26 protein-coding genes are annotated in these 26,725 nt (G+C 70.4%); 12 read left to right on the top strand and 14 right to left on the bottom strand.

Translation table 11 applies throughout. The annotated features are described in order from the left end of the window. The first annotated feature begins 417 nt into the window (after positions 1–417). Together G401_RS0104430 and tsaA are read left to right on the top strand one after the other, a co-directional pair. Positions 418–1,326, top strand: coding sequence for a hypothetical protein (locus G401_RS0104430; protein WP_157545312.1), 909 nt, complete (start codon positions 418–420; stop codon positions 1,324–1,326). Between the two features lie 74 nt (positions 1,327–1,400). Beyond that, positions 1,401–1,805, top strand: a complete 405-nt coding sequence (tsaA, locus tag G401_RS0104425) for a tRNA (N6-threonylcarbamoyladenosine(37)-N6)-methyltransferase TrmO (RefSeq protein ID WP_027341551.1) — start codon at positions 1,401–1,403, stop codon at positions 1,803–1,805. A gap of 71 nt (positions 1,806–1,876) precedes the next feature. Here tsaA and G401_RS43410 read toward each other — a convergent pair whose 3' ends face one another. Both G401_RS43410 and G401_RS0104415 read right to left on the bottom strand, forming a co-directional pair. Then, positions 1,877–3,475 carry an FAD-dependent oxidoreductase gene (locus G401_RS43410; protein WP_064741680.1) on the bottom strand — a complete coding sequence of 533 codons (1,599 nt, stop codon included), beginning with the start codon at positions 3,473–3,475 and terminating at the stop codon, positions 1,877–1,879. 29 nt (positions 3,476–3,504) lie between these two features. Beyond that, complete coding sequence (locus tag G401_RS0104415; RefSeq protein WP_027341550.1) at positions 3,505–5,022, bottom strand: FAD-binding oxidoreductase; 1,518 nt, start codon at positions 5,020–5,022, stop codon at positions 3,505–3,507. A gap of 156 nt (positions 5,023–5,178) precedes the next feature. Here G401_RS0104415 and G401_RS0104410 point away from each other — a divergent pair, with 156 nt between their 5' ends. Next, a complete protein-coding gene (locus G401_RS0104410; RefSeq protein WP_034590672.1) occupies positions 5,179–5,598 on the top strand; it encodes a DUF1003 domain-containing protein in 420 nt (139 codons plus the stop codon). Between the two features lie 104 nt (positions 5,599–5,702). Here G401_RS0104410 and G401_RS43405 read toward each other — a convergent pair whose 3' ends face one another. The 5 genes from G401_RS43405 to G401_RS0104385 form a co-directional block, all read right to left on the bottom strand. Beyond that, complete coding sequence (locus G401_RS43405) at positions 5,703–7,268, bottom strand: putative Ig domain-containing protein (RefSeq protein WP_034590671.1); 1,566 nt, start codon at positions 7,266–7,268, stop codon at positions 5,703–5,705. Between the two features lie 78 nt (positions 7,269–7,346). Then, entirely contained in the window at positions 7,347–7,835 is a 489-nt protein-coding gene (gene smpB, locus G401_RS0104400; protein ID WP_027341548.1) for an SsrA-binding protein SmpB, read from the bottom strand. Between the two features lie 128 nt (positions 7,836–7,963). Beyond that, entirely contained in the window at positions 7,964–8,404 is a 441-nt protein-coding gene (locus G401_RS0104395) for a hypothetical protein (RefSeq protein ID WP_027341547.1), read from the bottom strand. Positions 8,405–8,626: 222 nt separating this feature from the next. Further along, positions 8,627–11,350 (bottom strand): AfsR/SARP family transcriptional regulator, encoded by a 2,724-nt coding sequence (locus tag G401_RS0104390; protein WP_157545310.1) that lies wholly within the window; start codon positions 11,348–11,350, stop codon positions 8,627–8,629. 60 nt (positions 11,351–11,410) lie between these two features. Then, on the bottom strand, positions 11,411–11,911 hold the full coding sequence (locus tag G401_RS0104385) for a DUF2231 domain-containing protein (protein WP_027341545.1): 501 nt from the start codon (positions 11,909–11,911) through the stop codon (positions 11,411–11,413). Between the two features lie 588 nt (positions 11,912–12,499). On the opposite strand from G401_RS0104385, the gene G401_RS0104380 reads away from it, so the two are divergent. The 4 genes from G401_RS0104380 to G401_RS0104365 are packed head-to-tail and all read left to right on the top strand — an operon-like array spanning position 12,500 to position 14,196. Further along, positions 12,500–12,838: a type VII secretion target gene (locus tag G401_RS0104380; protein WP_027341544.1), complete on the top strand. Its 339-nt coding sequence runs from the start codon at positions 12,500–12,502 to the stop codon at positions 12,836–12,838. Then, entirely contained in the window at positions 12,838–13,563 is a 726-nt protein-coding gene (locus G401_RS0104375) for a hypothetical protein (RefSeq protein ID WP_027341543.1), read from the top strand. Before G401_RS0104380 ends, G401_RS0104375 begins: the two co-directional genes overlap by 1 nt. After that, a complete protein-coding gene (locus G401_RS0104370; protein ID WP_027341542.1) occupies positions 13,560–13,877 on the top strand; it encodes a hypothetical protein in 318 nt (105 codons plus the stop codon). The genes G401_RS0104375 and G401_RS0104370 overlap by 4 nt, the downstream gene beginning before the upstream one ends. Beyond that, a complete protein-coding gene (locus G401_RS0104365; protein ID WP_157545308.1) occupies positions 13,870–14,196 on the top strand; it encodes a hypothetical protein in 327 nt (108 codons plus the stop codon). Before G401_RS0104370 ends, G401_RS0104365 begins: the two co-directional genes overlap by 8 nt. Positions 14,197–14,241: 45 nt before the next feature. Here G401_RS0104365 and G401_RS52340 read toward each other — a convergent pair whose 3' ends face one another. After that, entirely contained in the window at positions 14,242–15,747 is a 1,506-nt protein-coding gene (locus tag G401_RS52340) for a TIR-like protein FxsC (RefSeq protein ID WP_051366117.1), read from the bottom strand. Between the two features lie 621 nt (positions 15,748–16,368). Continuing rightward, a complete protein-coding gene (locus tag G401_RS0104355) occupies positions 16,369–16,917 on the bottom strand; it encodes a DoxX family membrane protein (protein ID WP_084556829.1) in 549 nt (182 codons plus the stop codon). 345 nt (positions 16,918–17,262) lie between these two features. Here G401_RS0104355 and G401_RS43395 point away from each other — a divergent pair, with 345 nt between their 5' ends. Then, complete coding sequence (locus G401_RS43395; protein ID WP_051366116.1) at positions 17,263–17,523, top strand: hypothetical protein; 261 nt, start codon at positions 17,263–17,265, stop codon at positions 17,521–17,523. Positions 17,524–17,711: 188 nt separating this feature from the next. Then, positions 17,712–18,473, top strand: a complete 762-nt coding sequence (locus tag G401_RS0104345) for an alpha/beta fold hydrolase (RefSeq protein ID WP_027341539.1) — start codon at positions 17,712–17,714, stop codon at positions 18,471–18,473. A 149-nt stretch (positions 18,474–18,622) separates the two neighbouring features. On the opposite strand, the gene G401_RS43390 is transcribed toward G401_RS0104345, so the two are convergent. Beyond that, positions 18,623–20,032 (bottom strand): MFS transporter, encoded by a 1,410-nt coding sequence (locus G401_RS43390; RefSeq protein WP_084556805.1) that lies wholly within the window; start codon positions 20,030–20,032, stop codon positions 18,623–18,625. Positions 20,033–20,125: 93 nt separating this feature from the next. Here G401_RS43390 and G401_RS0104335 point away from each other — a divergent pair, with 93 nt between their 5' ends. Then, positions 20,126–21,799, top strand: a complete 1,674-nt coding sequence (locus G401_RS0104335; protein WP_051366163.1) for a GAF domain-containing sensor histidine kinase — start codon at positions 20,126–20,128, stop codon at positions 21,797–21,799. Between the two features lie 46 nt (positions 21,800–21,845). Here the strand turns inward: G401_RS0104335 and G401_RS0104330 are convergent, their stop codons facing one another. From G401_RS0104330 to G401_RS0104315, 4 genes are all read right to left on the bottom strand, one after another. After that, entirely contained in the window at positions 21,846–22,178 is a 333-nt protein-coding gene (locus G401_RS0104330; RefSeq protein WP_027341538.1) for a hypothetical protein, read from the bottom strand. 184 nt (positions 22,179–22,362) lie between these two features. After that, the gene (locus G401_RS43385) at positions 22,363–23,241 is read right to left on the bottom strand and encodes an MBL fold metallo-hydrolase (RefSeq protein ID WP_064741679.1); all 879 of its coding nucleotides are present in this window, start codon (positions 23,239–23,241) and stop codon (positions 22,363–22,365) included. Between the two features lie 8 nt (positions 23,242–23,249). Continuing rightward, complete coding sequence (locus G401_RS43380) at positions 23,250–23,789, bottom strand: winged helix-turn-helix domain-containing protein (RefSeq protein WP_034590667.1); 540 nt, start codon at positions 23,787–23,789, stop codon at positions 23,250–23,252. Between the two features lie 87 nt (positions 23,790–23,876). Continuing rightward, positions 23,877–24,512 carry a response regulator gene (locus tag G401_RS0104315; protein WP_027341537.1) on the bottom strand — a complete coding sequence of 212 codons (636 nt, stop codon included), beginning with the start codon at positions 24,510–24,512 and terminating at the stop codon, positions 23,877–23,879. Between the two features lie 131 nt (positions 24,513–24,643). On the opposite strand from G401_RS0104315, the gene G401_RS0104310 reads away from it, so the two are divergent. Both G401_RS0104310 and G401_RS0104305 read left to right on the top strand, forming a co-directional pair. Further along, positions 24,644–25,636, top strand: coding sequence for an Acg family FMN-binding oxidoreductase (locus G401_RS0104310; protein ID WP_027341536.1), 993 nt, complete (start codon positions 24,644–24,646; stop codon positions 25,634–25,636). 27 nt (positions 25,637–25,663) lie between these two features. Further along, positions 25,664–26,569, top strand: coding sequence for a universal stress protein (locus G401_RS0104305; protein WP_027341535.1), 906 nt, complete (start codon positions 25,664–25,666; stop codon positions 26,567–26,569). The last annotated feature ends 156 nt before the right edge of the window (positions 26,570–26,725 follow it).

Below are 26,725 nucleotides of genomic sequence, written 5' to 3'. Positions count from 1 at the left end.
CACTCCAGTCGACAGCTGCGACGTGTAGCAGGGAGTTTGCCCTTGATCGTGGACACCCTGATGAACCACTCTCGGGTCAAGAGTTTCACGTTGTCCCAATCCTGCGCAGTAGCGCAATCGGAAGAGGAGCGAACTCTCGAACCGTGGATTCGGGGTTCAAGACCCCTGGCAACGCACCGCACCTGGATGGGTTGCGTTGAGCGCGAACCGCGCTCGAGACCAGCCGAAACAGCTGATCTCGGTGAGCCTGCTGGTGTGACTCACCAGTGACTCACCGACCACAACACATCGAAGCTGCCCACCCGCCTTCTCGGCGAATGGGCAGCTCAGATATGGTGCGCCGCCAGGGAATTGAACCCCGAACCCGCGGATTGAGAGGGCCGTCGCGGGGGCGGCAGATCGGGCATAATCGCCAGAATGCGCCGACTCTTCTCCTTGTCCGTGGTCGCGTTCCTGGCAATCGTTCTCACGCCCACGCCTGCTGTGGCCGTCGACTATCCGGGCGGCAGGCACATCTACACCGTCGCCTTGGGTGCGATCCCCGCGCCCGGCGTGACCTCCGGCCCGGTCTGGGTACGGATCGCGATGTACTACTTCTTCGGCGACGGCACGGTCCGGGAAGGGTTCTGGTACTGGAACCGCACTCAGGCGGTCGGCGCGGCCAACACCGGCGTCACCTCGACGGGCTGCGACAACTGTCCGGTCAGGACGGCAGCCGGTTTCGAGGGAGCCGGTTCGACCTACTACGGCACCTACACCACCACCGCCACGCAGACCGTCATCACCTGGTCGAACGGGTCCGCCGAGACTTGGAACATCAGCCACCCGAGCACCGACCTGGCGCGCCTGGATCTCGCGAGTTCCAACTACGACGCCAACGTCGGCTGGGGGTTCGGCTCCAGCGCCTCCAACAACGCCTTCACCACGATGGCCGACGTTCCGCGCAAGAGCTACAGCGGCCGGTACGCGGGCTTCAACACCGCCGGGGGCGCCGGACCAAGCGTCATGAACCTCCAGGACTTCCAGCAGTGCAGCACCAACTGCCTGAGCGTCCTGAGCGCTCCATCGACGGCGTGCAGCGCCTGCTCCAGCGGCAACTCCTCGCCGATCCGCTACTATCTCGCGGGCGGTGGCCGCAAGACCTACTACGAGCACTGGTGTCAATGCCTCACCAGCGCGACCTGCTACACCGGCGGCTCGCACCGCAAACCGATGCTGGAGATCCTCGGCGACTCCGGTACGTTCCACGGCTGGGTCGGCGTCGAGGCCTCCAACTCGGCCGCCAATACCGGCTACTTCACGGTCTTCTACCACGCGGACGTCTAAACAAGAAAGCGCTCTTTTGCCACAGCAGAGGTACTTGATCAAGGCGAGCTGATCACCTGAGATACGCAGGAGGAATGATGGAGTTCTCGGTACGCCGGATCGGGCGCGTCCTCTCCCCGTTGACCGATCTCGCCGACGCTCCCCGGCAGGCCGACGAGGGCGCTCCGGACGCCTGGCTGCTCTTCGACGATGAGTACGCGCCGGCCCTGGCCGGTCTGGCGGCGGGGACCGATGTCATTCTGCTGACCTGGCTGGACCGGGCCGACCGGGCGACGATGGCGGTGCACCCGCGGGGCGACGAGTCCCGGCCGCTGACCGGCGTCTTCGCGACGCGGTCGCCGGACCGGCCCAATCCCGTCGGCCTGCACGAGGTGCACATCCTCGCGATCGAGGGGACGCGCGTACACGTGCGCAACCTGGAGGCGCTCGACGGTACGCCGATCCTCGACCTGAAACCGGTCCTCACCCCGGACCGCTGAGCACGGCGATTCCTTGGACACACGGCGCGGGGCGGCGCACAGCGCACCGCCCCGCGATCAAGGAAGACGGCTCAGGCTGGTTCGGCGTACAGGACGAGGGGGTCGGTGGACTCCGTGGTCCGGAAGCCCGCCGCGGCCAGGGCCGGCGCGTACTCCGCCGAGCGGCCGTCGAGACCGGCGATGACGATGCGCGCGCCGCCTTCGACCGCGAATCCCGCCTGCTCGTCGGTGAACTCGGGGAACCCGGCCGCGCGGAGCGCCGCGCGCACGCTTTCCGCGTGGACGTCCTCGTCCGTCCAGAGGGGACGGTTGTGGGCGCCCACGCCCAGTGGCTCCTCACCCTCCTCGGCGTGCCGCGCGGCCCGCGCCACCTCCGCGACGAACTCCGGGCGCCAGAGCGCCGTCGGCGCCACCAGCAGGTGTTGCACCTGCAGGACGACGGTACGCACAGCCCCGGACACCTGTGCCGCCAGCTGGACGAGGGTCGAGTAGCGGCCGAACAGCTCGGCGGCGGCGGGACGCGTACCCCCGGTCTCGGGGTAGTCGAAGTCGCCGCCGACGGCGGCCTGCCACGGGATGAACGTGATGCCGGCCAGCTTGCCGTAGAAGGACAGGGCGGCGGCCGGGGTGAGCGTCGCGTACTCGTCGACGATGGAGCCGAGGGCGAGCGCCTCCTGGGCGGCGACGGTCATGCCCTGGCCGTAGAGCGGGTTGAAGCTGCACACCGCGTCGCCGAGGCTGACGAAGCCGCCGGGGACGGTGGGGAGTTGCTCGAAGAGGCGGCGGCGGTTGCTGGGGAACTGGAAGGCGACCGGTTCGGTGAGCGGCTGGGCGGTGGCGATCAGGTCGGCGATGATCGGGTCGGGCAGGCTCTCGGCGTGCTTGCGGAAGCTCTCCTCGTCGGCCGGCGGGTAGTCGCCGTGCCAGCCGCCGACGGAGACCAGCCACTGGTCGTCCTCGACGAGCAGGGCCGCCCCGATCCGCTTCTCGACGGGCGGGGTGGGCTGCACGAACGCCGCCTGGACCGGCAGGTCGCCGGGCGTACGCCGGTACAGCCGGCTGACGTACCCGACAGTGACCTTGACCTCCTCGGTGTCCGGCACGGGGAAGCCGAGTCCTTCCAGCCAGCGGTCGGAGCGGCTGCCGCGGCCGGTCGCGTCGACGACGAGGTCGGCGGTCAGCGTACGCGCGTCGTCGAGGACGACCCCTGTGACGCTGCCGTCCTGCGCGGTGAGGCCGGAGACGGCGGTGGCGGGCAGCACCGTGACGTTGGGCAGGGCGGTGACCAGGCGGCGGAGGGTGAACTCCAGCAGGGGGCGGCTCAGCGAGACGAACGGCAGGCCGGTCTCGACCGGGTTCCAGGACGCGCCGAGCCGGTAGAGGTGCAGGTCGTTGCCGGAGTCGAAGACGACGGCGCCGGCCGCGACGAGTTCGTCGTGCAGGCCGGGGAAGATCTCGCCGAGCGCCTTCTGCCCGGCGACCAGCAGCACGTGCGAGTGCCGCCCCTGCGGTACGCCGCGCCGGGGCGAACCGTCGGCGGGCAGGGCGTCGCGGTCGAGGATGGTGACCTCGGTGTAGCGGTCGGCGAGAACGCGGGCCGCGCACAGGCCGGCGATGCCGGCTCCGATGACGACGGCGGCCCGCCGCCCGGGTGACTGTCCACTGTCCATTCCAGTGTCCTTCCTGAACGGGCCGGCGGTCACGCCGACGGGCTGCCGATGCTGCGCGGGTGGCGGAAGACGTTGTCGGGGTCGTAGCGGCGCTTGGCGGCGAGCAGGCGCGGGTAGTTCTCCGCGTAGTACCGGCCCGCCCAGTCGGGGAGCTTGTAACCGGGGAAGTTGACGTACGCGCCGCGCGCAACCTGGTCGAGGACGGCGGTGCCGCGGTCGACGAACGCCTCGGAGGCGGCGACGAGGTCCGGGGTCGGGCTGTCGAGCTGGGCGTCGAAGCCGAGGATGAACTGGGCGTCGCGGTGGACGAAGGCGTTGGCCTGCCGGCCGGTACGCGTGTTCGCGCCGCCCAGGGTCATGCCGTGCAGGAACCGGCGCTGGCCGGCGACCCGCTGGCCGTCCCAGGCGGCGAGGAGGTTGCCGATCTCGGTGGTGGTCAGGGCGCGGTCGAGGAACCGGTAGCCCTCGCGCAGCAGCGCGGTGCGGTGCAGCTGGGCGGCCGGGTTGGTGCCGACGCGGTGGCATTCGTCCTGGGTGAGCTCGCCGCACCCGTAGGACAGCGCCATCCCCTCGTGGTACGCGAGGTCGCGTACGTCCAGGTTCACCGGTGCGGCTCCGACGAGCGTGGTCAACTGGGCGAGCGCGACCCTCAGGTCGGCCTCCGAGCCGTGGTAGCCGCCGGTGATCAGCGGTGTCGGCATGTTGCCGGGCGCCGCGTCGTCGAGCATGAACACCAGTGCCGAACCGAGTTCGTCAGGCGTACCGAGGTGCCACTGCTGCCAGGCGGCGAGGATCTCGGCGGCCCGGTCCCAGGTGAAGACCGCGGTGAAGGCGACCATCCGCGGCGCGTCGATGGGGGTCACCTCGAAGTCGGTCACGATGCCGAAGTTGCCGCCGCCACCGCCGCGCAGCGCCCAGAACAGGTCCGGCGAGCTGCCCGCCGACACCCGGCGTACGCTGCCGTCGGCCAGCACGATCTGGGCGGACACGATGTGGTCGCAGCCGACGCCGAACTTCTTGGTCTGGTAGCCGATACCGCCGCCGGACAGGAATCCGCCCGGGCACACGGTCGGGCAGGTGCCCGCGATGACCTGCTTGCCCAGCGGGCCGAGCGCGTACAGGGCGTCGATCGACTGCGCGCCGGGTCCCAAGTGGACGGTCTCGCCGGTGACCGTCGTGTGGTGGATGCGGGACAGGTCGATCACCAGCCCCTCGCCGGTCGACCAGCCGCGGTAGTTGTGGCCGCCGCTGCGCGTACGCAGGGGCAGGCCGTGGTCGCGGGCGAAGCGGACGGCCAGCGACACGTCGGCGGTCGTCTCGGCGTACACGAGGCCCCGGGGTGTGATCGCGTCGAACTCGCCGAACTGGTTCTGCTTGGCCAGCTCGTAACCGGTGTCGGCGGGCAGCACGAGATCGCCCGTCAGCCGCGTACGAAGATAGTCCCAGCCGCCGCCGGCGGAGGCCGAGCCGGCCAGCGCGGGCACGCCGACGGCGGTCGCGACCGCGGCACCGCCGCCGGCCTTGAGAAGAGTTCGTCTGGACAGCACGAGGGGTCCCCCAATGAATGTGGTCGAAGGGTGATCAGTCCGACCGTAGGTCGGGGCGTGACGGCGGGGGCACCCCAGACGATCCCCCTAAGTGACCCCAGAAACCCGTTCCGGCGGGATGATGGGCGGGCACGCCCTCACGTCAAGGAGACCACTGTGGACATCGTCACCGGCGACAACCGCCACCCCGTGAACGTCGCCGTCGAGGCGAAGCGGGCCGAGGACTTCCAGTTGCGGCTGGCCGACGCCATCACCCGGTTCGCCGGTTCGATGATGTTCGTCTACCTGCACGCCATCGGCTTCGCGCTGTGGATGATCTTCGCGGAGGGCAATCCGTGGCCGACGCTGACCCTCGTCGTGTCGCTGGAGGCGATCTTCCTGTCCACGTTCGTGATGATCGGGCAGAACCGGCAGGCCGCGTACCAGCAGGCGAAGGCCGACCACGACTTCAACCAGCAGGAGCTGGAGCTCAAGACGAACACCCAGCTGACGCGGGAGATCCACGTGCTGACGACCGAGCTCCACCGGCGGCTGCTGGGAGAGCAGCCCGCCGCCGAGATCCCCGCGGGCGCCTAAAGCCCAAGATCTGGTTTGGATCAGGGAAATCACCCGAATCATGGCCCATGATTACGTGCGAAAACCTGATCCAAACCAGATCTTGGAACTGTCAGGCGCGAGGACTAGGAGAGCGTTACGGCGGCGTCGTCGATGACGAACGACGTCTGCAGGGACGAGTCCTCGACACCGGTGAACTTGAGCGCCACCGTCTGGCCGGCGTACGCCGACAGGTCGGTGGTGCGCTGGGTGTAACCGGTGCCCTTGTTCAGGTTGGAGAACGTGGCGAGCGTCGTCGAGCCGGCCGTGAGGGTCAGCTTGTCGTACTGCGTCGTCGTGGTGGTCTCCGCGGTGTCGATGTGCAGCCAGTAGGTCAGCGTCGCGTGGCAGCCGGCCGGGATCGTCACCGACTGCGCGAGGGTGTCGGTGTGCGTGCTGCCGTAGCCGTTCAGCCACGCCTTCCACGAGCCGGCGTGCGCCGCCTCACTGGCGCTGTTGTCGAGCACGCCGGAGGACGTCGTCCACGGCGAGGCGGTGCCGGTCTCGAAGCCGCCGTTGCCGAGAAGCTGGCCGGAGCAGCCGCCGCCGGAGGAGGTGACGGTGAACGAGAAGGTCGCCGAGCCGCTGGCGTTGGTGGTGTCCTTGGCGGTCACGGTGACCGACGTCGAGGCGGCCGCGGTCGGCGTACCCGAGATCAGGCCCGTGGCGCTGTTGATGGTCAGACCCGCCGGCAGGCCGGTCGCGCTGTAGGTGAGGGTCTGGCCGGAGGCCGAGTCGGTGGCCACGATCTGCTTGCTGTACGCGGTGCCGACCACGGCGCTCTGCGCGCCCGGGTTGGTGACCGTGACGGTGTTGCCGGTGGGCGTGCCACCGGGCAGCAGGCAGCCGGCCTTGTTGAGGTCGATCGCGTTGGCGGAGGTGAGGCAGGTGGTGAACCAGTAGGTCTCCTGCCCGTAGCTCTGCCCCTGGTACGCGTGCGTCGTGCCGTCCGCGTCGACCTCACACGGGTTGTTCAAAGTGCACATCTGACCGTCGTCGTTGCCGGTGTTGTTGATGCCGACGATCTGGTTGCTGCCCAGGTCGATGATCGGCGAACCGGAGGTGCCGTGCGTCGTGTTGCAGCCGGAGCTGTAGCGGATCGAGTCGTGCCAGGTCCAGGCGTCCTCGCGCAGCGTGCTCACGAAGCCGTTGACCGAGCAGTTCCAGATCTGCTTCCAGTAGCTCGACGGGATGTACATGCTGCTGCCGTCGACCGGGTGGCTCGACGAGACCGTCAGCGCGGTCACGCCGTAGCTCGACTTGATCGACGCGAACGTCGTGTTCAGCCGGTACAGGGTGACGTCGGTGTTGGTCATCGTCGCGTACAGGACGAGGTCGGCCTTGACCGTGCCGAGGCTGCCGCCGGTCGAGTTGAGCAGTGTGCCCGAGCGGGTACTGCTCTTGTTGGTCAGGACCACGCCGGCGCCGGGCATGCCGCCCTCGTAGCAGTGGCCGTTGGTGAGCATCATGGCCCGGTCGGTGTCGACCGAGGTGGGGAAGCGTACGAGCGACGCGGAGCAGTTGCTCAGCGCGATGGTCGCGTTCAGGCTGGCCGCCTGCAGGGTGTCCGCGTGGGCGGGGGCCGGGGCGCCGAGCAGGGCGGCGCCGAGGACGGTAGCGCCAAGGGTGATGGCGAATCGTCTCAGTAGCATCGGGTCTCCATCCGGAGGGTGACGGGGGTGTATCGCCGAGAGTCTATGGACTCGGCCCGCCGTAGTGAAGACCGTGAATCAAGCTCGTTCCGAGCGACCTTTCAGGCGGCGGCCCAACTCGCGCGTGATCTCCTTGTTCGCGTCGCGTTCGGCCAGCGTCTGGCGCTTGTCGTAGGTGCTCTTGCCCTTCGCCAGGCCGAGTTCGACCTTGGCCCAGCCGTTCTCGAAGAACATCGACAGCGGCACGAGGGTGATGCCCACGTCGCGCAGCTTCAGCAGGATCTTGACGATCTCGGCCCGGTGCAGCAGCAGCTTGCGGACCCGGCGCGGGGTGTGATTGGTCCAGGTGCCGTGCGCGTACTCGGGGATGTGCAGGCCGTGCAGGTAGAGCTCGCCGTCGCGCTCCTGGGCGAACGCGTCCACCAGCGAGACCCGGCCCGCCCGCAGCGACTTGACCTCGGTGCCCTGCAGGACCAGCCCGGCCTCGTAGGTCTTGAGGATCGCGTAGTCGTGGCGGGCCTTCCGGTTGACGGAGATGACCTTCCGCTCGGTCTGCTTGTCGGGCATCCGGCCAGCTTACGGCCTGCCGCGCGGTCCGGTCGGCAGGGTTGGGCCGGCCGAGTCCGGGCGGTCTGGTCCGGGCGGTCCGGTCGGCAGGGCCCGGTCGCGTGGTCCGGCCGGGTGGCCCGTCGGGGTCAGCGGGCGGCCGCGCCGGGCGCCGGGCCGGTGACCATCATCCAGGTGAGCGCCACCGCCACCGTCGCCACCGTCGCCAGGACCAGCAGGTTGCCGAGCGGCACCGCGGCCAGCCACAGCACCACCGCCGCCGCGGCCGCGGTCTCCAGCGCGTCGACCGCGCGCGCCCACCAGCACCCCCAGCGGCCGTCGAGCAGGTGCACCCGCGCGTCGCCCCGCGCGTACTGGAGGAAGACCCGCAGCAGCGACAGCGGTACGCGTACCAGGACGATCAGGGTCGTCCAGCACGCCGCGTCGCCCCAGTCGAAGTCGGGCGCGGGTGCGGGCAGCGAGACGGTGGCCGCGAGGAAGACGAACAGGATGACCCAGTTCGCCAACTCGACCCCGGCGACCAGCCCGGCCAGGACCAGCGGTCGAGGTCGTCGTGAAATGCCGATCATGCTTGTGGTTCCCCCGTGTCCGCAACGTCTGAGGGATCTTCGTCAGAAGTGGACACGGCTGACTCTAACCTGGTTCCGAGGTGGCCGGTGAGGGCTCGGCGGGCGGCGTCGGCAGCCGGGCGGCGACCGGATACGGACCCATCGGCCGGTGGCGGTCGGCTGGTCAGCGGAGGAACTTTCGCAAGCGCCGCAAGGCATTTGCACGTTCAACATCGTCGGCGTTCATCGACCGCGCAACTTGGCCCGCAGCCGTTCGGCCTGGGTCGCGTCGATCGTCTCGGCGAGCTCCAGCGCCTGCCGGTACGCCACCGCGGCCCCCGCCCGGTCGCCGGCGTCCGATGCGCAGTCGCCGAGGTGTGTGCGCACCGTGAGCAGCCGCGTCATGTGCAGGCTCCGCTGGCACAGGTCGGCCGCCCGGCCGTACGCGTCGCGGGCTTCGGCGTACCGGCCGAGGCGGTGCAGGGCGACTCCGTAGGTGTCCCAGGTGGCGGCGGCGTGCGTGGTCTCGGCGAATCCGCCCTGTTCCAGCATGTCGAGTGCCTGCCGGCAGTGCCCGATGGCCGCATCGAGCTCGCCGAGGTTCACCTCGGCCCACGCGATCGCGTTGATGGATCCCGCCGCCCAGTTGACCGCTCCGGCCTCGGTGTAGACCTGGTAGGAAGCCTGCGCGGCCGCGCGTACGCCCTCGTGGTCGCCGCGCAGGTCGTAGAGGTGGGCGAGCCCGTTCAGCGCGTTGCCGAGGCCGCGTCGGTCGTCGCTGCGCCGCAGCGTCTCGATGCTGTCGCGCAGTCGTGTCTCGGCCTCGTCCTCGCGCCCGAACCGGATGTACCCGTAGCCCAGCGACCGCTGCAGGAACCCGAGCCGCGACGGATCGCCGAGCTTCTCGGCGATCGGCAGCAGCCGCTCGTTCATGCGGACCCAGTCCTGCCAGTGACCGGCCCGGTCGAGGAAGAAGGTGATGGCGAGGCCGAGGCCGACGGCGAGGGCGTCCCAGCCGCGTCCGGCGGCGTCGGCCACGGCGTGGACCAGGTTCACGCGCTCGGTGACGTACCAGTGCCGCGCGTCCTCGGCGTCCCGGAGATGACCGGATACGCCGCCGTCGCCGGGTATCCACTGCGAGGGCTCCGACGGGTACACGAGCATCCTGGCCTGCCAGGCCGTGTCGTGATAATGCCGGTACAGGCGCAGCCGGGCGGCGTCCAGTTCGGCGGGGTCCTCGTGGGCCGCGGCGAGTTCCGTCGCGTACGCCGTCAGCAGGTCGTGCGAGCCGAAGCGGTCCGGGCCGAGCTCGGTGAGCAGGCCCGCGTCGGCCAGTTCGTCCAGAGCCTGGCGCAGGTCGCGCGAGCCGGCACCGCCGACCAGGCTCCGCGCGGCGGGCAAGGTCAGCTCGCCGTTGTGGATCACGCTCATCCGGCGGAAGATCCGCGCGGCCGGGCCGGACAGCCGGCGGTACGACCAGGAGAAGACGCTGTTCACGTCGGTCGCGGCGTCGGCGCCCGGCGGAGTCTCGTCGAGCTGGCGGACGATGTCGGCGAGCCGGTGCCGGGGCCGCGCGACGGCGTGCGCCCCGAGGACGGCCAGGGCCAGCGGCAGGCCGGCGCAGTGGGCGAGGATCGAGGCGACGGCGGCGGGTTCGCGGTCCATGCGGTGCCGGCCGACGTGCGCCGCGAGGACCAGCCGCGCGCTGGCTTCGTCCAGCAGCGGGAGCTCGAACGGCTGCGCGTCGTGCGTGACCGCCAATCCGGTGAGCCGGTTCCGGCTGGTGACGAGCGCGGCGGAGGTCCCGCCGGGCGGTAGGAGCGGGCGTATCTGGTCGGCGCTGCGCGCGTTGTCGAGGACCACGAGGATCCGGCGGCCGGCGAGCAGGCTGCGGTACAGGCCGGCGCGGGCGTCGAATCCCGGCGGCATCGCCGCCGGAGCGACTCCGAGGCCGATGAGCAGGGCGTAGAGCGCGTCGTCCGCGTCCAGCAGCCCGCTGGGGGAGAAGCCGCGCAGATCAAGATAGAGCTGCCCGTCGGGGTAGGTATCGCGCAGCCGGTGGGCGAGGCTCACCGCCAGCGTCGTCTTGCCGACCCCGGCCAGCCCGGCGATCGTGAGCACCGCCGGCCCGCCCGGCCGTTTCATCAGGTCCGCGAGGCGCGCCAGGTCACCGCCGCGCGCGGCGAACCGCCGCGGCTCGGCGGGCAGTTGCGCGGGAACCACGCGTGCCGCCACCGGTACCGTCACCTCGCCGCGCAGGACCTGCTCGTGCAGCGCCGTCACCGCCGGCCCGGGATCCAACCCGAGCTCTTCATTCAGGCGTACGCGCAGCCGCGTGAACGCCGCCAGCGCGTCATTGCGGCGGCCGGCCTGGGTCAATGCGCGCATGAGCAGCGCGGTGGCGTCCTCGTCGAGCGGGTCGGCCTCGGCCAGGGCGGTGATCTCGCCGATGAGCTCGCTCGCCCGGCCGGCGTCGAGGTCGGCCGCGTACCGGCCGCGCTGGGCCTGCCGGCGGCGCCCCTCCCAGGCCGCCGCCAGTGACTTCAGGGCGGGTGCGTCGGTGAGTGCCGGTCCGGACCACAGCCGCAGCGCGTCGCCGTAGGCAGCGGCCCGCTCGGCGGGATCGGCCAGCCCGGCCGCGCGCCGGGTCTGCCCGTCGAACCGGTGGCAGTCGACGGCCTGCGGATCGACAGCCATCCGATATGCGTCTCCGCGCCGCTCCAGCAGTTCCGGCGCGCCGGCCGCCCGCAGCACCCGCCGCAGCCGGGACACGTAGGTCAGTACCGTCCGGTGCGCGGCGGCCGGTGGCTCGTCCGTCCACAGCACGCCGACGATCCGGTCCACGGAGATCCATCGGCCGGCGTCGAGCAGCAGCAGGGCCAGCAGCTCGCGCTCCTGACGCCGGCCTATGTGGATCCGGGCACCGGAGACGGTGATCTCCATCGGGCCGAGAAGGCGAAAGTCCACCCGCGCAACGGTACGACCCGGGCACACCTGGGCAGCGGCTCGTTCCCGAGGGATGACCGCTCAGTTGCCGCGGAAGCCGCCCGGTTGCGGCGCGGTCGAGAACTTCCCCTCCCAGGACGCCTGGGCGCCGGACTCGCCGATGCGGTAGACGTCGTAGCAGGCCCCGCCGGCCACCGCCGTCGCCAGGACGATGACGGCCACCGTCGCCGCGGTCGACTCCGGCATCAGGAACTTCCAGCCGTTTCCACGCGTACGCCACCAGATGACCGCGGCCACGACGGCGACCGCGAACGCGGCGATCTTGGCGGTGTCGCCGAGCTCGGCGTGGTCACGGACGGCCGTGCTGCGGGGTACGCGCCGCTCAAGCCATTCGCCCGCGTCGGTCGTGAGGGGAACGAGGACGAGCACGAACACCGACAGGATCAGGTTCGCCAGGGCGAGACGCCGGCGGGCGGCCGGCCACGCGGCGGTCACCAGCAGCAGGAGCGCGGACAGGGGCAGCAGCACGACGACGGCGTGCACGAGCAGGACGTGGGCGGGCAGGCCGCTGATGGTGGTCACGGGGGCCAGCCTCCCGGGCGCTTCTCAGAAGGCTCTGAGACGCCGCCATCTCAGCCTCTCCATCAGACGGTCAGGAGTCGCTGCGTGACGGCCTCGGCGAGCCAGTCGCGGTAGCGCCCGGCCGGCCCTGCAGCGCCGCCGCAGAAGCTGGTGCGTGTGCGGTGACGCCGGCGCTTACAGGATGTCGGCGGCGTCGCGGACCGACACCAGCGACCGCCAGTGCTCTACCGAGTAGCGGGCTGCATCGCCGAATGCGTCTGTCCAAGCTGTACACCGCTCAGCGTCGGGCCTCGACCTGGGCTGAGACGCCGCAGCTCACAGGACTGGGCCGGAGGATGAAGCGCTGTAGGCGGGCCGTCAATTGAGCGACATACGTACGCGCTTGAGTAGAACAGCAGCGAATCATCGACCGCAATGGCTGTTACATTCGGTGATATCGCCATCACGAATACGGTATGCGGCGATTCTCGCCGGGCGTCGACGCGATAGCGACCGGCGCGGCGCGACCACCGGGCCGCACCACCACAAGCCGAACCGGGGCTGCATCGGCCGGCCTCGTTCACGCTCATCCTGCCCAGAGGAGATGCGTTGTTCTGTGTCGACACCGCCGCGCTACGGCAGACCGCCGCCGACTACGGCCAGCACGCCGACCACCTCGCGGCCGCGTACCGGTATCACCATGAGAACAGCCAGTTCGACCTGGCCAAGGCCGGCCTCATCGTGCGGCTCAACCCGGCGCACGACGAATTCGTCGAGCAGTTGGCGATGAAGCTGCGCCAAGCCGCGAATGTCCTCCGCGACAGCGCGGACGGGCTGCGCCGCGCCGCCGACGCCTACGACATCACCGACCAAGCCTCGGCAGCCCGCATCGACGCGACGCTGCCGGCAGCCGGTCCGCCCGCACAGCGGCAGCCGGGGGCGGCATAGTGGACGACCCGACGCGCCACCTCACCGCACCCACGGCACCTCAGCCCACCGCCGAGACCGGCTACATCAACCTCACTCAACTGCTCGACTACGCGAGCCCCACCGCGTGGCTCAACACCGCGATCGCCGACATGACTGGACGCGACGTCCTGCAGACCGTCGTGCAGCCCTTCGCCGGTGACTGGGCCCGCATCGGGGAGTACGGCGACGCGCTTACGCACCTCGCCGCCTGCCTCGGCGATGTCGCCGTACAGACCGAGGCACACGCCGCCCTGCTGACGACCCGCTGGACCGGCAACGCCGCCGAACAAGCCTTCACCTACTTCTCGGACGTGGCCGCCGGCGTCTCTCGTACCTCCGCCATCATGAGCAGAGCCGCCCACCGGTACAGCGAACTGGCGCTGGACGTGTGGATGATCGCCACCCAATTGCAGAACCTCCTGCAGAGCATCTGCGACCAGGCGGTCCTCGCGCTGCTGGAGATGGCCGCCGGGACCGCTCTGGTCGAGACCGGCATCGGGGCCGTCGTCGGCTACGGGCTCGCCACGGTGCAGATCATCAACATCCTGAAGCTCATCACCAAGGCGTCGACCATCATCCAGAGCGCCGCCACCGCGATCACCATGGCCTTCGCGTTCCTCGCCGCGCTCCTGAAGGAGTTCGGCGACCCGGGCCAGATCAGCCTGCCCGACCACGCCTACACCGGACCCGTGGCGGCTCGGTGACCATGGACCAGACCGGCGACGAACCCGACAACGCGTACTCCGGTGCGTCACTACGCGCTGTGCTGCGCGCACTGCGTACCGGATCCGATCCGGCTCTGCGCGATCTCGCGGACGACCTGCTCGCCGGGCGGCTACATCTGCGCGATGTGGCCACCAGCAATGCGGTATTGCCGTCCCTGCGGGCGGCCATAGAGTCCTATGGCCAGTGGCGAAAGCAACTGAGCAGCAGTGAATACGCCGAGCTGGTCGAGCGGTCACGCATCCCCCTCGATCCGAGCGACACCGAGACCGACGCAGGTGACCGCGATGCCTGAACCTACGCCCGGACCCTGGTACGACGTACGCCGCAGTATCGCCCTTGCCGGCCTCGCCCTGTGGTTCTTCCTCGCCGGCGTACCGCTGGCAGCACTGATCATCTGGTGGAGTCGCGGGCAGCTCGCGCACTCCACGCCGTCCCACGTGCTGTTCGTCCTGCTTGTGCCCGCTGCCGTCAACACCGCCAGCGCGGCCTACGCGATCGGGGTCCTGCAGACCCGCGACCCCCGTCGAGCGCGGCGCTTCACCCGCTGGCAGCTTCTGCTGCTCTGCGCCGGCCTCGCCACGTTCCTTGTCGCGACGGCACTGCACGCTTGACACAACCCCGGTTGTGGCAGCTCCACCTCGCGGGCGAACTCCCGTTCAGAACTGTGACATCAGACCGTCGGTGGTCGAGGTCGTCCCTGGTTCCACCACGACCTCTGCGGCGATCCTGCTGATCTCCAACGCGATCAACCAGACCACCTCCCGGTAGTCCTTCTCGCTCATCCTCGCCAACCCGAGTACGCCTTCCGCCGCGTACCGGTTCCGCAGGGCGGCACGTTCGGGCGCAAAGCCCTGAACCGCCTGTACGCGATGGGGAATCCCGCTGCCGACCGGCGCCCACAGGACCGGCAGGATGCCGGACCGCACCGTCGCCGAGCCGTCCCCGTTCCGCACGGCGCGGCGGCTGAACACGTCCCATTCCTTGACGCACCACGGGCTGCGGTGGAGATACCGCTCCGAGAGCAGCGGGACGAAGACCTGGCAGGTGTTCAGCACCTCCAGCAACTCCCGCTGCCAGTCCAGGCCCGGCGACAGCATCCGGTCGGTGAACCCGAGGGACTGGCCGGGCACGGCGGTGATCAGCTGATCGAGGTCCGCCACCACGTGGTCGAAGAATCTCAGGACATCCTTGTTGCCCTGGCCGGTATGCGCGTAGCTGAGATGGAACACCGGCCCCTCAGGGCGACGATCGGCCGGCACCGGGCGACGAGGGGCAACGCCGAGCGACGGGACCGCCCGGCTCATCCGGAGTTCGACGTCGGGAGCCATGGTCGCGGCCTCGACGGCGACCGGGCCGGTCCGCTGCCGATAACCTTTCAGTTGCGCGCCGAGATGGGCCGTCCCAGGGGTGACCTCCGGGAAGGAGAAGCCGCCGTCATCGCCTGTCAGCTGCTGAAAGGCCTTGCCCGCGGAGTCGCGCAGGACGACCGTCGCGCCCGCGAGCGGTACGCCCGTGGCGGACTCCAGTACCAGCCCTCGGACTCGCAGCTGAACGGGCGCTGTCGGTGGAGGCGGAAACTCGGAGGCATTCGTGTCCGACCTGCCGGAGAGGACCACGGGCCGACCGCCGGAAGGGGCCACACGCTGATCGCTGGGGGAGACTGCGGGCTGATCGCCGGGAAAGACCACGCGCGGCGTGGTGGCCGGAACTCCGGGAAAGGGCGCGCTGGTCGGCCGCAGCGGGTTCCGGTCGACGGCCTCCAGCAGTGCGACCTTGGCCTCCTCCTCACTGAGCCCGACAAGGGTCACGCGTATGCGGGCTTTGAGGAGGCCCGGTGGTTCACATTCCTCGTCCACCACGACCGGTATCAGGAGTCCCTTCGCGCCGGTCGGGTCCTTGGCGAAGACCGCCTGCCACTCGGCCGCGCCGTACGCCGATGTGAAGTAGGACTCGGAGAAGACGGCGATGGTCCGGTCGGTGAACTCGGCTCCCACCCGCATCGCATGCACGAAATCGTTGCCGGGGCGGAAGTCGAACGCCTGCACCAAGGTCTTGTAGCCGGCCTGCTCCAGCGTGACGGCGATCCAGCGGGCCCAGGGCTCGTCCACCCTGGCGTAGCTGATGAAGAAGTCCCGTCGCTGCACCGGCTGGTCACCGGCCATAGGTTCTGGGCCTCCTTCGGATGACGTCGCCGGGTCGTTCACAGGATATCCAGCACGAAGTGATCTCGGGCGTTCAGCCGGATGGACAGGAGCGTGCGCCGGGTCGTCGGCGAGTCGATCGCATGCTCCTGATCGGTAGCGTCCGGCGAGCGGTTCAGTCGATCTCATAAATGGAGGTTGATCATCATAACGCGTCCACAATGGATCAGGGCTACCGCCGCGCTGAGCGTCGCGGTGGCTCCAAGGGGACGACGCTGATCGTCCATCGGGACGGAACGACGTCCATCAACCGCCGTCGGGCACAGCAGCTCAGGTCAGCTGATCGCCACGCACACCATGATGGCCGGTGTCGGCGCCGAGGCGCCCCTCCCTGTGTGTGGGCCGTCGTATACCTGGGCGTGGAGACTCTACGACCGGCACCGAACCGTTCGTAACATCCACCGCGGAGCGCCACCGATGACGGCCGTCATCGGTGGCTCCGTGCCGGGGCTCAGGCCGCGGGCGGTCCGAGCAGCCGCTAACGGAATGCTCATTGCATACTCTCGCCGTCAGTAAGGTCGGCATATGTTCGCGCGCAGGGCTGGCCGGCATTGGCGGCCGACCAGCCCAAGCGGGGTGCGCTCAGGTGAGCCAGGGCAACCGCCGCACCAGCCCCGTACGCGTCCACCAGTGCCCGAGTCCGAGCGTGCCGCCCGCGCCGATGAGGGCGAGCCCGATGACGACACCGGCCTGGATCAGGTGGTCGTCGAGGAACGGGTTCGCCGCCGGGTGCAGTACGACGCTCCACATCAGCACGTACATGACGGTGGCCGCGACGGCCGCGATGCGCATTCCGATGCCGAGCATGAGGGCCAGGCCGATGCCGAGCAGGCCGATCATGAAGGACCAGTCCGCCCACCACGTGCCGGCGACGTCGTGCCATACCGACGCGAACGGGCCGGTCGCCGAGTGGCCGAGGAAGCCGGCCGTCGGGCTGCCTCCGTTGATCCAGGCACCCCTGTCGGGTGTGGCGATCCCGAGGCCGAACAGCTTGTCGAGGAAGGCCCACAGGAACGTCCAGCCGATCGCGATGCGTACGCCGGCGAAGACGTAGCGGGCTGCCCTCTGTGCCGAGGTCTCCTCTGTGGATGGTGCCGGCCCAGCGTCGGTCCGGCGGGTCGTCGTGGTCATGGCTGTCTCCTTCGCCGTCATCGACCGCGTCTGCGTTCGGTGGTCCTGCCTTTTCCTTCCTGTCTTCCGTGTTCACGATGCGCGCCGTGTCGGGTTCGCCGGCAGAGTCGCAGCACCCTCGCGTACGGGCCCTTGGTCCTGTCCGGACGATCCGGTGAACCGGTCGTGGTAGGTGACTCGCCGGTGTATGCCTGATTACCGAGCGTAGGGAGACCTGCGAGGTGCGGTCCTGTTTAGCACCGTTCCTCCGCGAAATACCTTTTGTGTAATAGGCCGTAAAGACGATGTTTCGCGGCTGTGACCGGACGCGACGATGGATCCAAGCGAAGTGCATTGGAGGATGCAATGTTCCAGCCGAACATCGACACGATGCGCGAGGCGCTCTTCGCGTCCCACGTCCAGGCGTCCGATCAGCCCGACTCCCGGCAGATCTCCACGGTGATCGCGACCGTGCTCCGGCAGTTCGGCCCGCAGTACTGCGCCGAGCGGGTCGCCGAGGAGTACGGCGACCACCCGGAGACCGCCGCCGCCCGCATGCGGTGGATCCGCGAGGCTGTGCGGGGCGGGACCACCGGCGGCTCCGGTCGCCCGGCCGACCTCGCCTGAGTCCGTCCCGCCCTGAATCTGTACCGCCCCGGATCTGTACCGCCCGGATCTGTACCGCTATGAGGCGTATTATCGGAATTCGTACCGCCTGAGGTCGTATCGCCGGTGCGGAGCGGTCCTGCTACCTTCACGGGGCGGAGGCCCGGCCCGCCGGTCGGCGCTCCCATCGCCGGCGCTGAGAGGGCTCCATGGCCTGGTACGAGCCATCGGACGGAAACCGGGTCTACTACGAGGACCACGGCCGGGGTGACGCCGTGGTGCTCATGCCGGGTTGGGGTGGCAGCATCATCGACCTCGATCGGCTGCGACTCGAACTCGTGTCCGGGTTCCGCGTCATCGCCGTCGACATACCGGGGTCGGGCCGGTCGCAGCCTCAGCCGAGGCGGTACACCTCGACCTACTACCGCGACGACGCCCTCGTCCTGCTCGGTCTGCTCGACGAACTCGGACTCGGCGTGGCCCATCTCGTCGGCTTCAGCGACGGCGGCGAGCTGGCACTTCTCATGGCGGCGCTGCGGCCGGCCGGGGCGTTGTCCGTCGCCGCCTGGGGAGCGGCCGGCCAGGTCGTGGCGGCGCCCCGGTTGTTGCAAGGGCTGGCCCGGCTGCCGGACGACCCCATCGACGAGCTCAAGACCCTGGCGGCCTACCTGGCCGAGAAGTACGGCGTGGCGGAAGCCCGGATCATGGCCCGCAGCTGGGCTGAGGCGATGGGTGCGATCATCGACGCGGGCGGCGACATCAGCCGGTCGCAGGCAGCCGCCATCCGCTGCCCGGCCCTGCTGATCACCGGTACCGACGATCCGTTCTGCCCGCCGGACCTCGTCCGCGAATTCGCCGCGGCGATCCCCCGCGGGAAGTTCCGGGAGGCGCTGGGGGCCGGCCACGACGTCCACCTGTCCCAGCGCGCTTGGCTGGTGTCCACGGTCGTCGCCTGGCTCACCGACCACTGAGCGACGTCCGGCTCGCCCGTCATCGAGCGAAGTCCTGCCGCCCGTCCACTGAGCGAAGCCTGACGTGCCTGCGTTGCGGGGCCTGACTTGCCTGCGTTGCGGGGCCTGACTTGCCTGCGTTGCGTGCGGCGTCACCGGCCGGGGACGGTTCAGGAATCGCGGTCCGAACGGTCGGGCAGGCGCAGGACCGACCGGGCGAGGTCGGCCAGCACCGGTACGCCCGGCCGGTCGTCGATCTGCCGCAGAGCCAGCACCCCGATGGCCACTCCGGCGACCCCGGCGATCGCCAGCATCACCCGTGACGCGGACACATGCAGGTCGATCGGGCCCACGTGCAGCCGCCGGGACGCGCCGACGCCGACGATGACGCCGCACGCGGCGACGGTGAGCAGCAGGGTGACGCGTACGGCGGTCTGCAGGAAGGCGAACACGCGGCCCCGGACGGCGTCGTCGACCTCGCCGCCGAGCAGGGTGATCCCCGACAGGAACGCCATGCCCGCACCGGCTCCCACGACGACCGCGCAGCCCGCCGCGATAGCGAGCCGCGGCGCGAACGCCAGGCCGGCCACCGCCGCGCCGGCCAGGATGATCGACAGCCCGAACCAGCGGCGGCGCGACAGCCGGCCGACGACGCCCGGGCCGGCCAGCGTACCGACGCCGAAACCGGCGAACAGGGCGGCGAACAGGACTCCGAAGGTGGCGTCCCCGCCGCCGAGGGACGCGGCGTAGAACCGGGCCGTCCCGATCACCACGCCCGCCCCTGCGAACGCCCCCAGGACGCCGATCACCAGTCCACGGGCGAGCGGCGTACCGGTGATGAAACGTGCGCCTTCGGCGAGCTGGCGTACCAGGCCGGTCGGCGCGCCGTCGGGACGGCCCACGCGGCCGGAGATCTCGGGGATGCCGAGGTAGACGACGGCGGCCGAGGCCAGGAAGGTCAGCGCGTCGAAGGCCAGCGCCAGGTGGGCCGGGGTGACCCGGCCCCACTGGGGCAGCCGCGAGATCGCCGCGAACACCAGCGCCGCCGCGACCGGCGTGAGACCGTAGGTCGTGACGAGGGTCAGGCGATTGGCCGTCTCCAGCAGGCCGTGCGGCAGGAGGTTCGGCACGGCGGCCTCCTTGGCGGGCGTCCAGACCAGGGCGGCGGTCTGCGCCAGGAAGAGCGCGACGGCGGTCCAGGCCACCACCATTTCGGGTGAGCCGAGGACGAGCCCGCCGACCGGGATCGACAGGAACAGCAGGAATCGGGCCGCGTCCATGGCGGCCATGGTCATCCGGCGGTCCAGCCGGTCCGCGGCCACGCCCGCGACCGGGCCCAGGATGAGCGCGGGCAGCAGCTGCACGGCGATGACCGTGCCGAACGCTGCGCCCTGTGCCGCGGGCGCCGACACCTGGGCGGAGGCGAACGCCGCCCCCGCCAGCAGGCCCAGCCAGTCGCCGAGCGAGGACAGGCCGAGCACCAGCCACAGCCGCCGGAACGGACGGATGCCGACGGCGGCCCAGAATCCGGCCCCGCCTGGATCACCAGGCGGCTCCGCGGGTCGGGCGTCGTCGTCCACGCCTCCATTGTGGGCGTTCCGGCGCTCCACCGTCGGCCTATATCCGCTGTTGGCCGTTACGCACGTCCATCGCCGCCGGAAGCCCCCGATAGAATCGGGGGCGTGGAGCCATTGTCCGCTCTGGGGTTGACGCCCCTTTCCCGTGTACGCCTCGACGAGTTGCTTCAGGAGCTCCTTGACCGGGTCGGTGATGTGCTGGCCAGCCGGGAGCGGTTGCGTAGTCTGCTGGATGCGGTCGTGGGCATCGGTACCGATCTGGATCTGCGGGCGACGTTGGAGCGGATCGTGGTGGCGGCGTGTCAGCTGACCGATGCCCGTTATGGTGCGCTGGGTGTGATCGGGGCCGAGGGCAAGTTGGTGGAGTTCATCACGCACGGGTTGGATCCGCGTACGCATGCCGCGATCGGGAATCCGCCGACGGGTCGGGGTGTGTTGGGTCTGTTGATCGCCGATCCGCATCCGGTGCGTCTGCCGGACATTACCGAGCATCCGCAGTCGGCGGGTTTCCCGCCGAATCATCCGCCGATGCACAGCTTCCTCGGCGTACCTGTGCGTATCCGTGATCAGGTGTTCGGGAATCTGTATCTGGCGGAGAAGCGGGACGCGGCGGTGTTCTCCGACGATGATGAGGAGATCATGATCGCGTTGGCGTCGGCGGCGGGTGCGGCGATCGAGAACGCGCGGCTGTATGCGTTGGCGGGCCGGCGGCAGCGGTGGTTGACGGCGACGGCGGAGGTGACGTCGGCGGTCGCGGACGCGGCGGGGCCGAACAGTTCGTTGTCGGTCGTGGTACGCAAGGCGCGGGCGGCGGCCGATGCCGCGTTGGCGGTGGTGCTGCTGCGTGACGATGATGATCTGCTGACGGTGGCCGCGCTGGATGCGGTGCAGCCGTTGCCGGACCTGGCCGCCGCGAGTGTTCCGGTGGTGGGGACGGTGGTGGGTGCGGCGGTGGCCAGTGGTGAGCCGGTGGAGGTGGAGCGGCTCGCGGACTTGGCGGACTGGCCGGTCGGGTTGCCGTTGTTGCGGGGGTCGGTGACGCCGTTCGGTCGGGGTCGGGGTGCGTTGCTGGTCGGGTATGAGGGTGAGCCTCGTGATCGGGAGGAGTTGTTGTTGATCGGTTTGTTCGCCGATCAGGCGGCGGTGGCCCTGGAGCGGGAGCAGGCGCACGCCGACCGGGAGGAGCTGGTGGTGCTGGCCGACCGGGAGCGGATCGCCCGTGACCTGCACGACGTGGTCATCCAGCGGTTGTTCGCGACGGGACTGCGGTTGCAGACGGTGGCGAGTCTGGCGCCGAAGCCGGAGGTCGCGGAGCGGATCAACCTGGCCATCGACGATCTTGACGCGACGATCCGTGACATCCGTGGTGCGATCTTCGAGTTGCGGACGCCGATCGCGGGTTCGTTGCGTGTGGAGGTACGCCGGTTGGCTGATGAGTCGACGGAGGCGCTCGGGTTCCGGCCGGCGCTGCGGATCGTCGGCCCGGTCGACTCGGCGGTTCCGGCCGTCCTGCACGGCGACGTCCTGGCCGTCGTCCGCGAAGCACTGTCCAATGTGGTACGCCATGCGCACGCCGAGCAGGTCGAGGTGGCCGTCGCGGTCGGGGCGGGCCGCCTGACGGTCACGGTGGCCGACGACGGTGGTGGCGGTGCGGTGGAGTCCAGTGGTCTGGCCAACACCCGGGAACGGGCCCGCCGGCACGGTGGCGACATCGAACTGCACTCACCGGCCGGAGCGGGCACCACACTCGTCTGGGACATCCCCCTGTGACTCACCAGACCACCAATCAGCAGACCGTGAATCGGCAGACCGTGGATCAGCAGGACATGCTGCCGCCGCACGGCGACTCGATCCAGGTGACCGGCGTACCTTCGCCCGCGCAGTAGACGAAGCACACGTCGTCGTACCAGACACCCGGGCCGCCGGCCACGATCTCGATGTAGATGCCGGTCTGGACACCGTCGGACTCCCGGCGTACCGGGACGGGCTTGAACTGCCGGACAACGTCCGGGGGATAGCTGACGCCGAGCACCCGCCCGGCGATGAGGCTGATCTCCTGCAGCCGTCCCTGGATCTCCTCGGTCAACCGGAGCATGCGGGCTTGGTCGTCACCGCTCAGTTCGTGGCGGGTGGGCTTCGACTCGTCCATCGGACTCTCCTCATCGTGAGTGCGTACGCAGATGAGGGGCCCCACCCGGTCGCCTGGATACACCCGCGGCCACTCCCGCTTCCCGCGATCTTGCGCGAATGTCCGGGCCTTTCGGGCGTTCGCCGCGAAATTCGAGACACTCGCGCAAGATCGTCGAGAACGGGGTGGCGACGAGAGCCAGGGGTCAGGGGGTACGGCGGGGCGGGCGGCGGCCGATGAGCTTGTGCAGCCGGCCGCGGACGAGCAGCCGTAGCAGATCGCCTTGTCTCGGGTCGTTGTAGATGACGAAGTCGTCGAACCGGTGTACGCCCCGGCGCCCGGCGACGTCGTGGGCCGCTTTCCGGACCTGGCGCAGCTGCTCGACGGTCATCTCCAGCCGGCGCTCGCCCGGGTGGTAGGTCGCGCCGATCGGGAAGTCGCGGCGGGGCTGCTGCCGCATCTCGACGTGGCAGCCGAGCACGTAGGAGACGGTGTGCTCGTCGGCGAAAGCCACGAGGCGGTCCAGCGTGGCGAGGAACTCGGGGTAGTCGAAGGCGTACAGCCGGCCGGGGAGCACGGTGTCGCCGGTGAGCAGGAAGCCGGTACGCGGGTCGTGGACGGTGATCGCGGCCTTGTGGTGGCCCGGCGACCCGATGATCGACAGTGTCCGGCCGCCGAGCTCGAAGGTGACGGTCTCGCCGGGCAGCCGGTCGTCGGCCGGGCCGAAGCCGAAGAAGGCGCGTACGGCTTCCAGGTCGCGGTCGACAATCGTCGTGTGTGGACGGTCGGCGAACTGGCCGTCCGCCGCGACGTGGTCGCCGTGCCCGTGCGAGTGCGCGACCACGAGCGGGAGGTCGCCGATCAGCTCGTCGACCGTGGCCCGCAGAGGGAAGGACTCGGGCCCGGGGGTCGCGCCGGTGTCCAGGAGCAGCGCGCGGTCGTCGCCCGCGAGGAGGAAGAGGAAGGGCGCCTCGTAGGTGACCGCCTTGTTCTGGCGCAGGATGAACGTGCCGTCGCCGGCGCGGTGGAGCTGGATGTCGGGCTCGCCGGCGGTGCCGTGGATCCACGTGACATCGAGACTCACATCGAGATTCACTGCTCTTCTCCCAGGGGGGTGACGGAAACGAAGACGCGGACGTGCCGGGCGCCGGGCCGGTCGTCGCGGGTCTGGTAGGGCTCGAGCAGGGCGCGCCACTTCACGGCCAGCTCGGCGGCCTCCTCGGCGGTGAGCTTCGCGACCCCGGTCGCCAGGCCCAGGCCTTCGCGCCACTCGGGCCGCTCGTCCTGCTCCCGGTCGACGTACGCCCGGATCGCCGCCATCTCGCGGTCGACCACCACGTTCTCGATCTGCCGCCGGAGCAGGTGGTCGCCGCCGGAGTCGATCCGGATCCGGGGCGTCGTCGCGGCGATGCGCCACTGGCGTTCGCGGCGGTCCTCGCCCGGCCCGGCATCCTCGACGAATCCGTACTTGGCGAGCTGCCGCAGATGAAACGAGCAGTTCGCCTGCGGTACGCCGAGGATCCGGCCGCAGTGGGCGGCGGTCGCCGGGCTGATCGTGCCGAGCAGTTCCAGGAGATCGAGGCGGAGGGGATGGGCCAATGCCCGGATCGCCTGCGGATCGGTGACGCGCATAAGCCAAAGAGTACTTTGGCATTGCGAGATGTCAAGGGAGTCTTTGACATCTGACGACCCGGGTGCCGCCGGGTGGAACGGGACGGGTCAGCGGCCGTCGCGCAGCCGCGTCGCGAGAACGGCCGCCTGCGTACGCCGCTCCAGGCCGAGCTTCGCCAGCAGGCTGGAGACGTAGTTCTTCACCGTCTTCTCGGCGAGGAACATGTTCTCGGCGATCTGGCGGTTGGTCAGCCCGTCCGCGATGTAGTTCAGGATCTTGCGTTCCTGCTCGCTGAGCGAGCGCAGCTGCGCCGGCTCCTGCTGCGGATGCCGGATGCGTTCGAGCACGCGTAGCGTCACGGCGGGGTCGAGCAGCGACTGCCCGGCGGCGACCCGGCGGACGGCGTCCACGAGATCGGTGCCCTTGATCTGCTTGAGCAGGTAGCCGGCGGCGCCGGCCATGATGGCGGCGAACAGCGCCTCGTCGTCCTCATAGGACGTGAGGATGAGGACCTTGATCGAGGGGTCGACCGAGCGGATGTCGCGGGCGGCGTCGATGCCGCTGCCGTCGGGCAGCCGGGCGTCGAGGATCGCGACGTCCGGGCGCAGCGCCGGGGCGCGGTGGGCGGCCTCGACCGCCAGGCCGGACTCGCCGACGACCTCGATGTCGCCCTGAGCCTCCAGCAGCTCGCGCAGGCCACGGCGGACGACCTCGTGGTCGTCGAGGAGAAACACCCGGATCATCCCGTCAGTGTCGCAGCAGCCGCAACCGCGCGCATAGGGACCTTGGTCCCGCGTCGCGCCGGGACCTGTGGCCCGTGCGTTGCGGGCGGCGGACTCTGCGCAGACCGCCGCGGCGGGCGCAGGGTGGGGGCATGACCGAGACGACACCGGTGACGGAACGGCAGCTGCGCGCCGCGGCGCAGGCCGCACTGCACGCGCCCTCCATCTTCAACACCCAGCCGTGGCGGTGGGTCGTTGCCGGACGAACCTTGAGCCTGTACGCCGACCGCGCGCGCCAGTTGCTCGTCGCCGACCCGGAAGGGCGGCTGCTGACGGTGAGCTGCGGGGCGGCGCTGCACCACGCGCGGCTTGCCGTGACGGCGGGCGGCCGGTCGAGCACGGTACGCGTACTGCCCGACCCGGCCGACCCGGATCTGCTGGCCGTCATCGAACCCGGCGAGGCCCGGACCGCCGACGTCCACGAGTACGTGATGTACCACGCGATCTCGCAGCGGCGTACGGACCGGCGGGCGTTCACGGCCGAACCGGTCGCCGACGCGGCCGTCCAGCGGTTGGCGGCCGCCGCCGAGGCCGAAGGCGCGCACCTCGCGGTCCTGCGCGAGCACCAGGTCGGCGCCCTCGCCGCGGTCGCCGCCCAGGCCGGGGAGCTGGAACTGGCCGATCCCGCGTACCGGCGGGAACTGGCCCGGTGGACCGTCGGCTCGGTGCCCGGTCCGGCCAACGGGGAGGGCGTACCGGCGGCGACGGCGGTGGCCCCGGGTGCCCGCCGGGTCCCGGTACGCGACTTCGCCGTCCCCGGCGCGGCCGGCCTGGACGCCGGCGAGCACACCGACGCCGGTGCCCTGTACGCGATCCTGTTCACCGACGAGGACACGCCGGAGGCCTGGCTGCGTACGGGGCAGGCGCTCTCGTCGATGCTGCTGACCGCGACGGTGGACGGTCTGGCCGGCGCGCCGATCAGCGACGTCACCGAGACCGCGCTGACGCGGGAGCGGTTGCGGGGGCTGCTGGCCGGGGTGGGTCTGCCGCAGCTCGCCCTGCGGGTCGGCCACCCGCCGCAGGGCACGCCGCCGGCCAGTCCCCGCCGCAGCCTCGGCGACATCGTGACCGTTTCCGAGAACTGATCGATCTCCCAGACTTCAGGAGGAGCCATGCCCACCGACATCCCGATCAAGCCGGTCGTCGCCGGGGTGGACGGGTCCGCGGGCGGTCTCGCCGCCGCCCGGTACGCCGCCCACGAGGCCGAGTTGCGGGGCGCACCGCTGGTGCTGCTGGCCGCGTACGAGATTCCGATGTACGGCTACTTCCCGACCGGCATGGGTTACCTGCCCGACGACCGGCCGGAGATCGACGAGCAGCTGGCCGCTCTGGGCAAGCAGCTGCGCGAGGAGTACCCGGCTGTGCGTGAGATCTCCGGCCGGCAGGTGGTCGGCGGCGCGGCCGGGATCCTGATCGACGAGTCCCGCCGGGCGCAGCTCACCGTCGTCGGGTGCCGGGGCATCGGCGGCTTCACCGAACTGCTGCTCGGTTCGGTGTCGTCGCAGCTGATCGCGCATGCGGAGAGCCCTGTGATCGTGCTGCGGCCGCCCGCCGCCGAGGTGCCGCCCGGCCCCGAGCAGCCGCCCGCGCCACCCGCCCCCGACGGCCCGATCCTGGTCGGCGTCGACGGTTCACCGGCCGGCCAGACCGCCCTGCGGTTCGCCGTCGATCAGGCCCGCCGTCGCGACGTCGACCTCATCGCCCTGCACGTCTTCCCGATCACCGCGACACAGACCCGCGACGAGGTCGCCCGCGCCGAGGCCGGCGCGCGGCTGGTCCTGGCCGACGCGGTCGCACCCTGGGCGCACGAGCCGGGCGTCCGCATCCAGACCCGTACGCTCGCCGCGCACAACATCCAGCAGGCGATGATCGACGCGGCCCGGACCGCCGGCCTGATCGTCGTCGGCAGCCGGGGGAGGGGTGGCTTCAAGGGGCTGCTCCTCGGCTCGGTCAGCCAGGCGCTCGTCCACCACGCGGTGCATCCGATCGCCGTCATCCACGCAGACCACCAAATCTAATCCTGTACTTCTGGCTTCTCACGCGCCGTGGTGGTCCTACCTCCATCCGGGAATACGCGTTGCGGCGCCGACTGAGCACGAGGACATCCCTGACACCGGGCGATCGCGCGGCGGCCGCCCGGGATCGGAGATGTCCTCGGAACTGGTCGGCGCCGC

Source organism: Hamadaea tsunoensis DSM 44101, from assembly GCF_000428945.1.
Lineage (GTDB): Bacteria > Actinomycetota > Actinomycetes > Mycobacteriales > Micromonosporaceae > Hamadaea > Hamadaea tsunoensis.
This window is presented reverse-complemented; position numbering and strand designations above follow the sequence as displayed.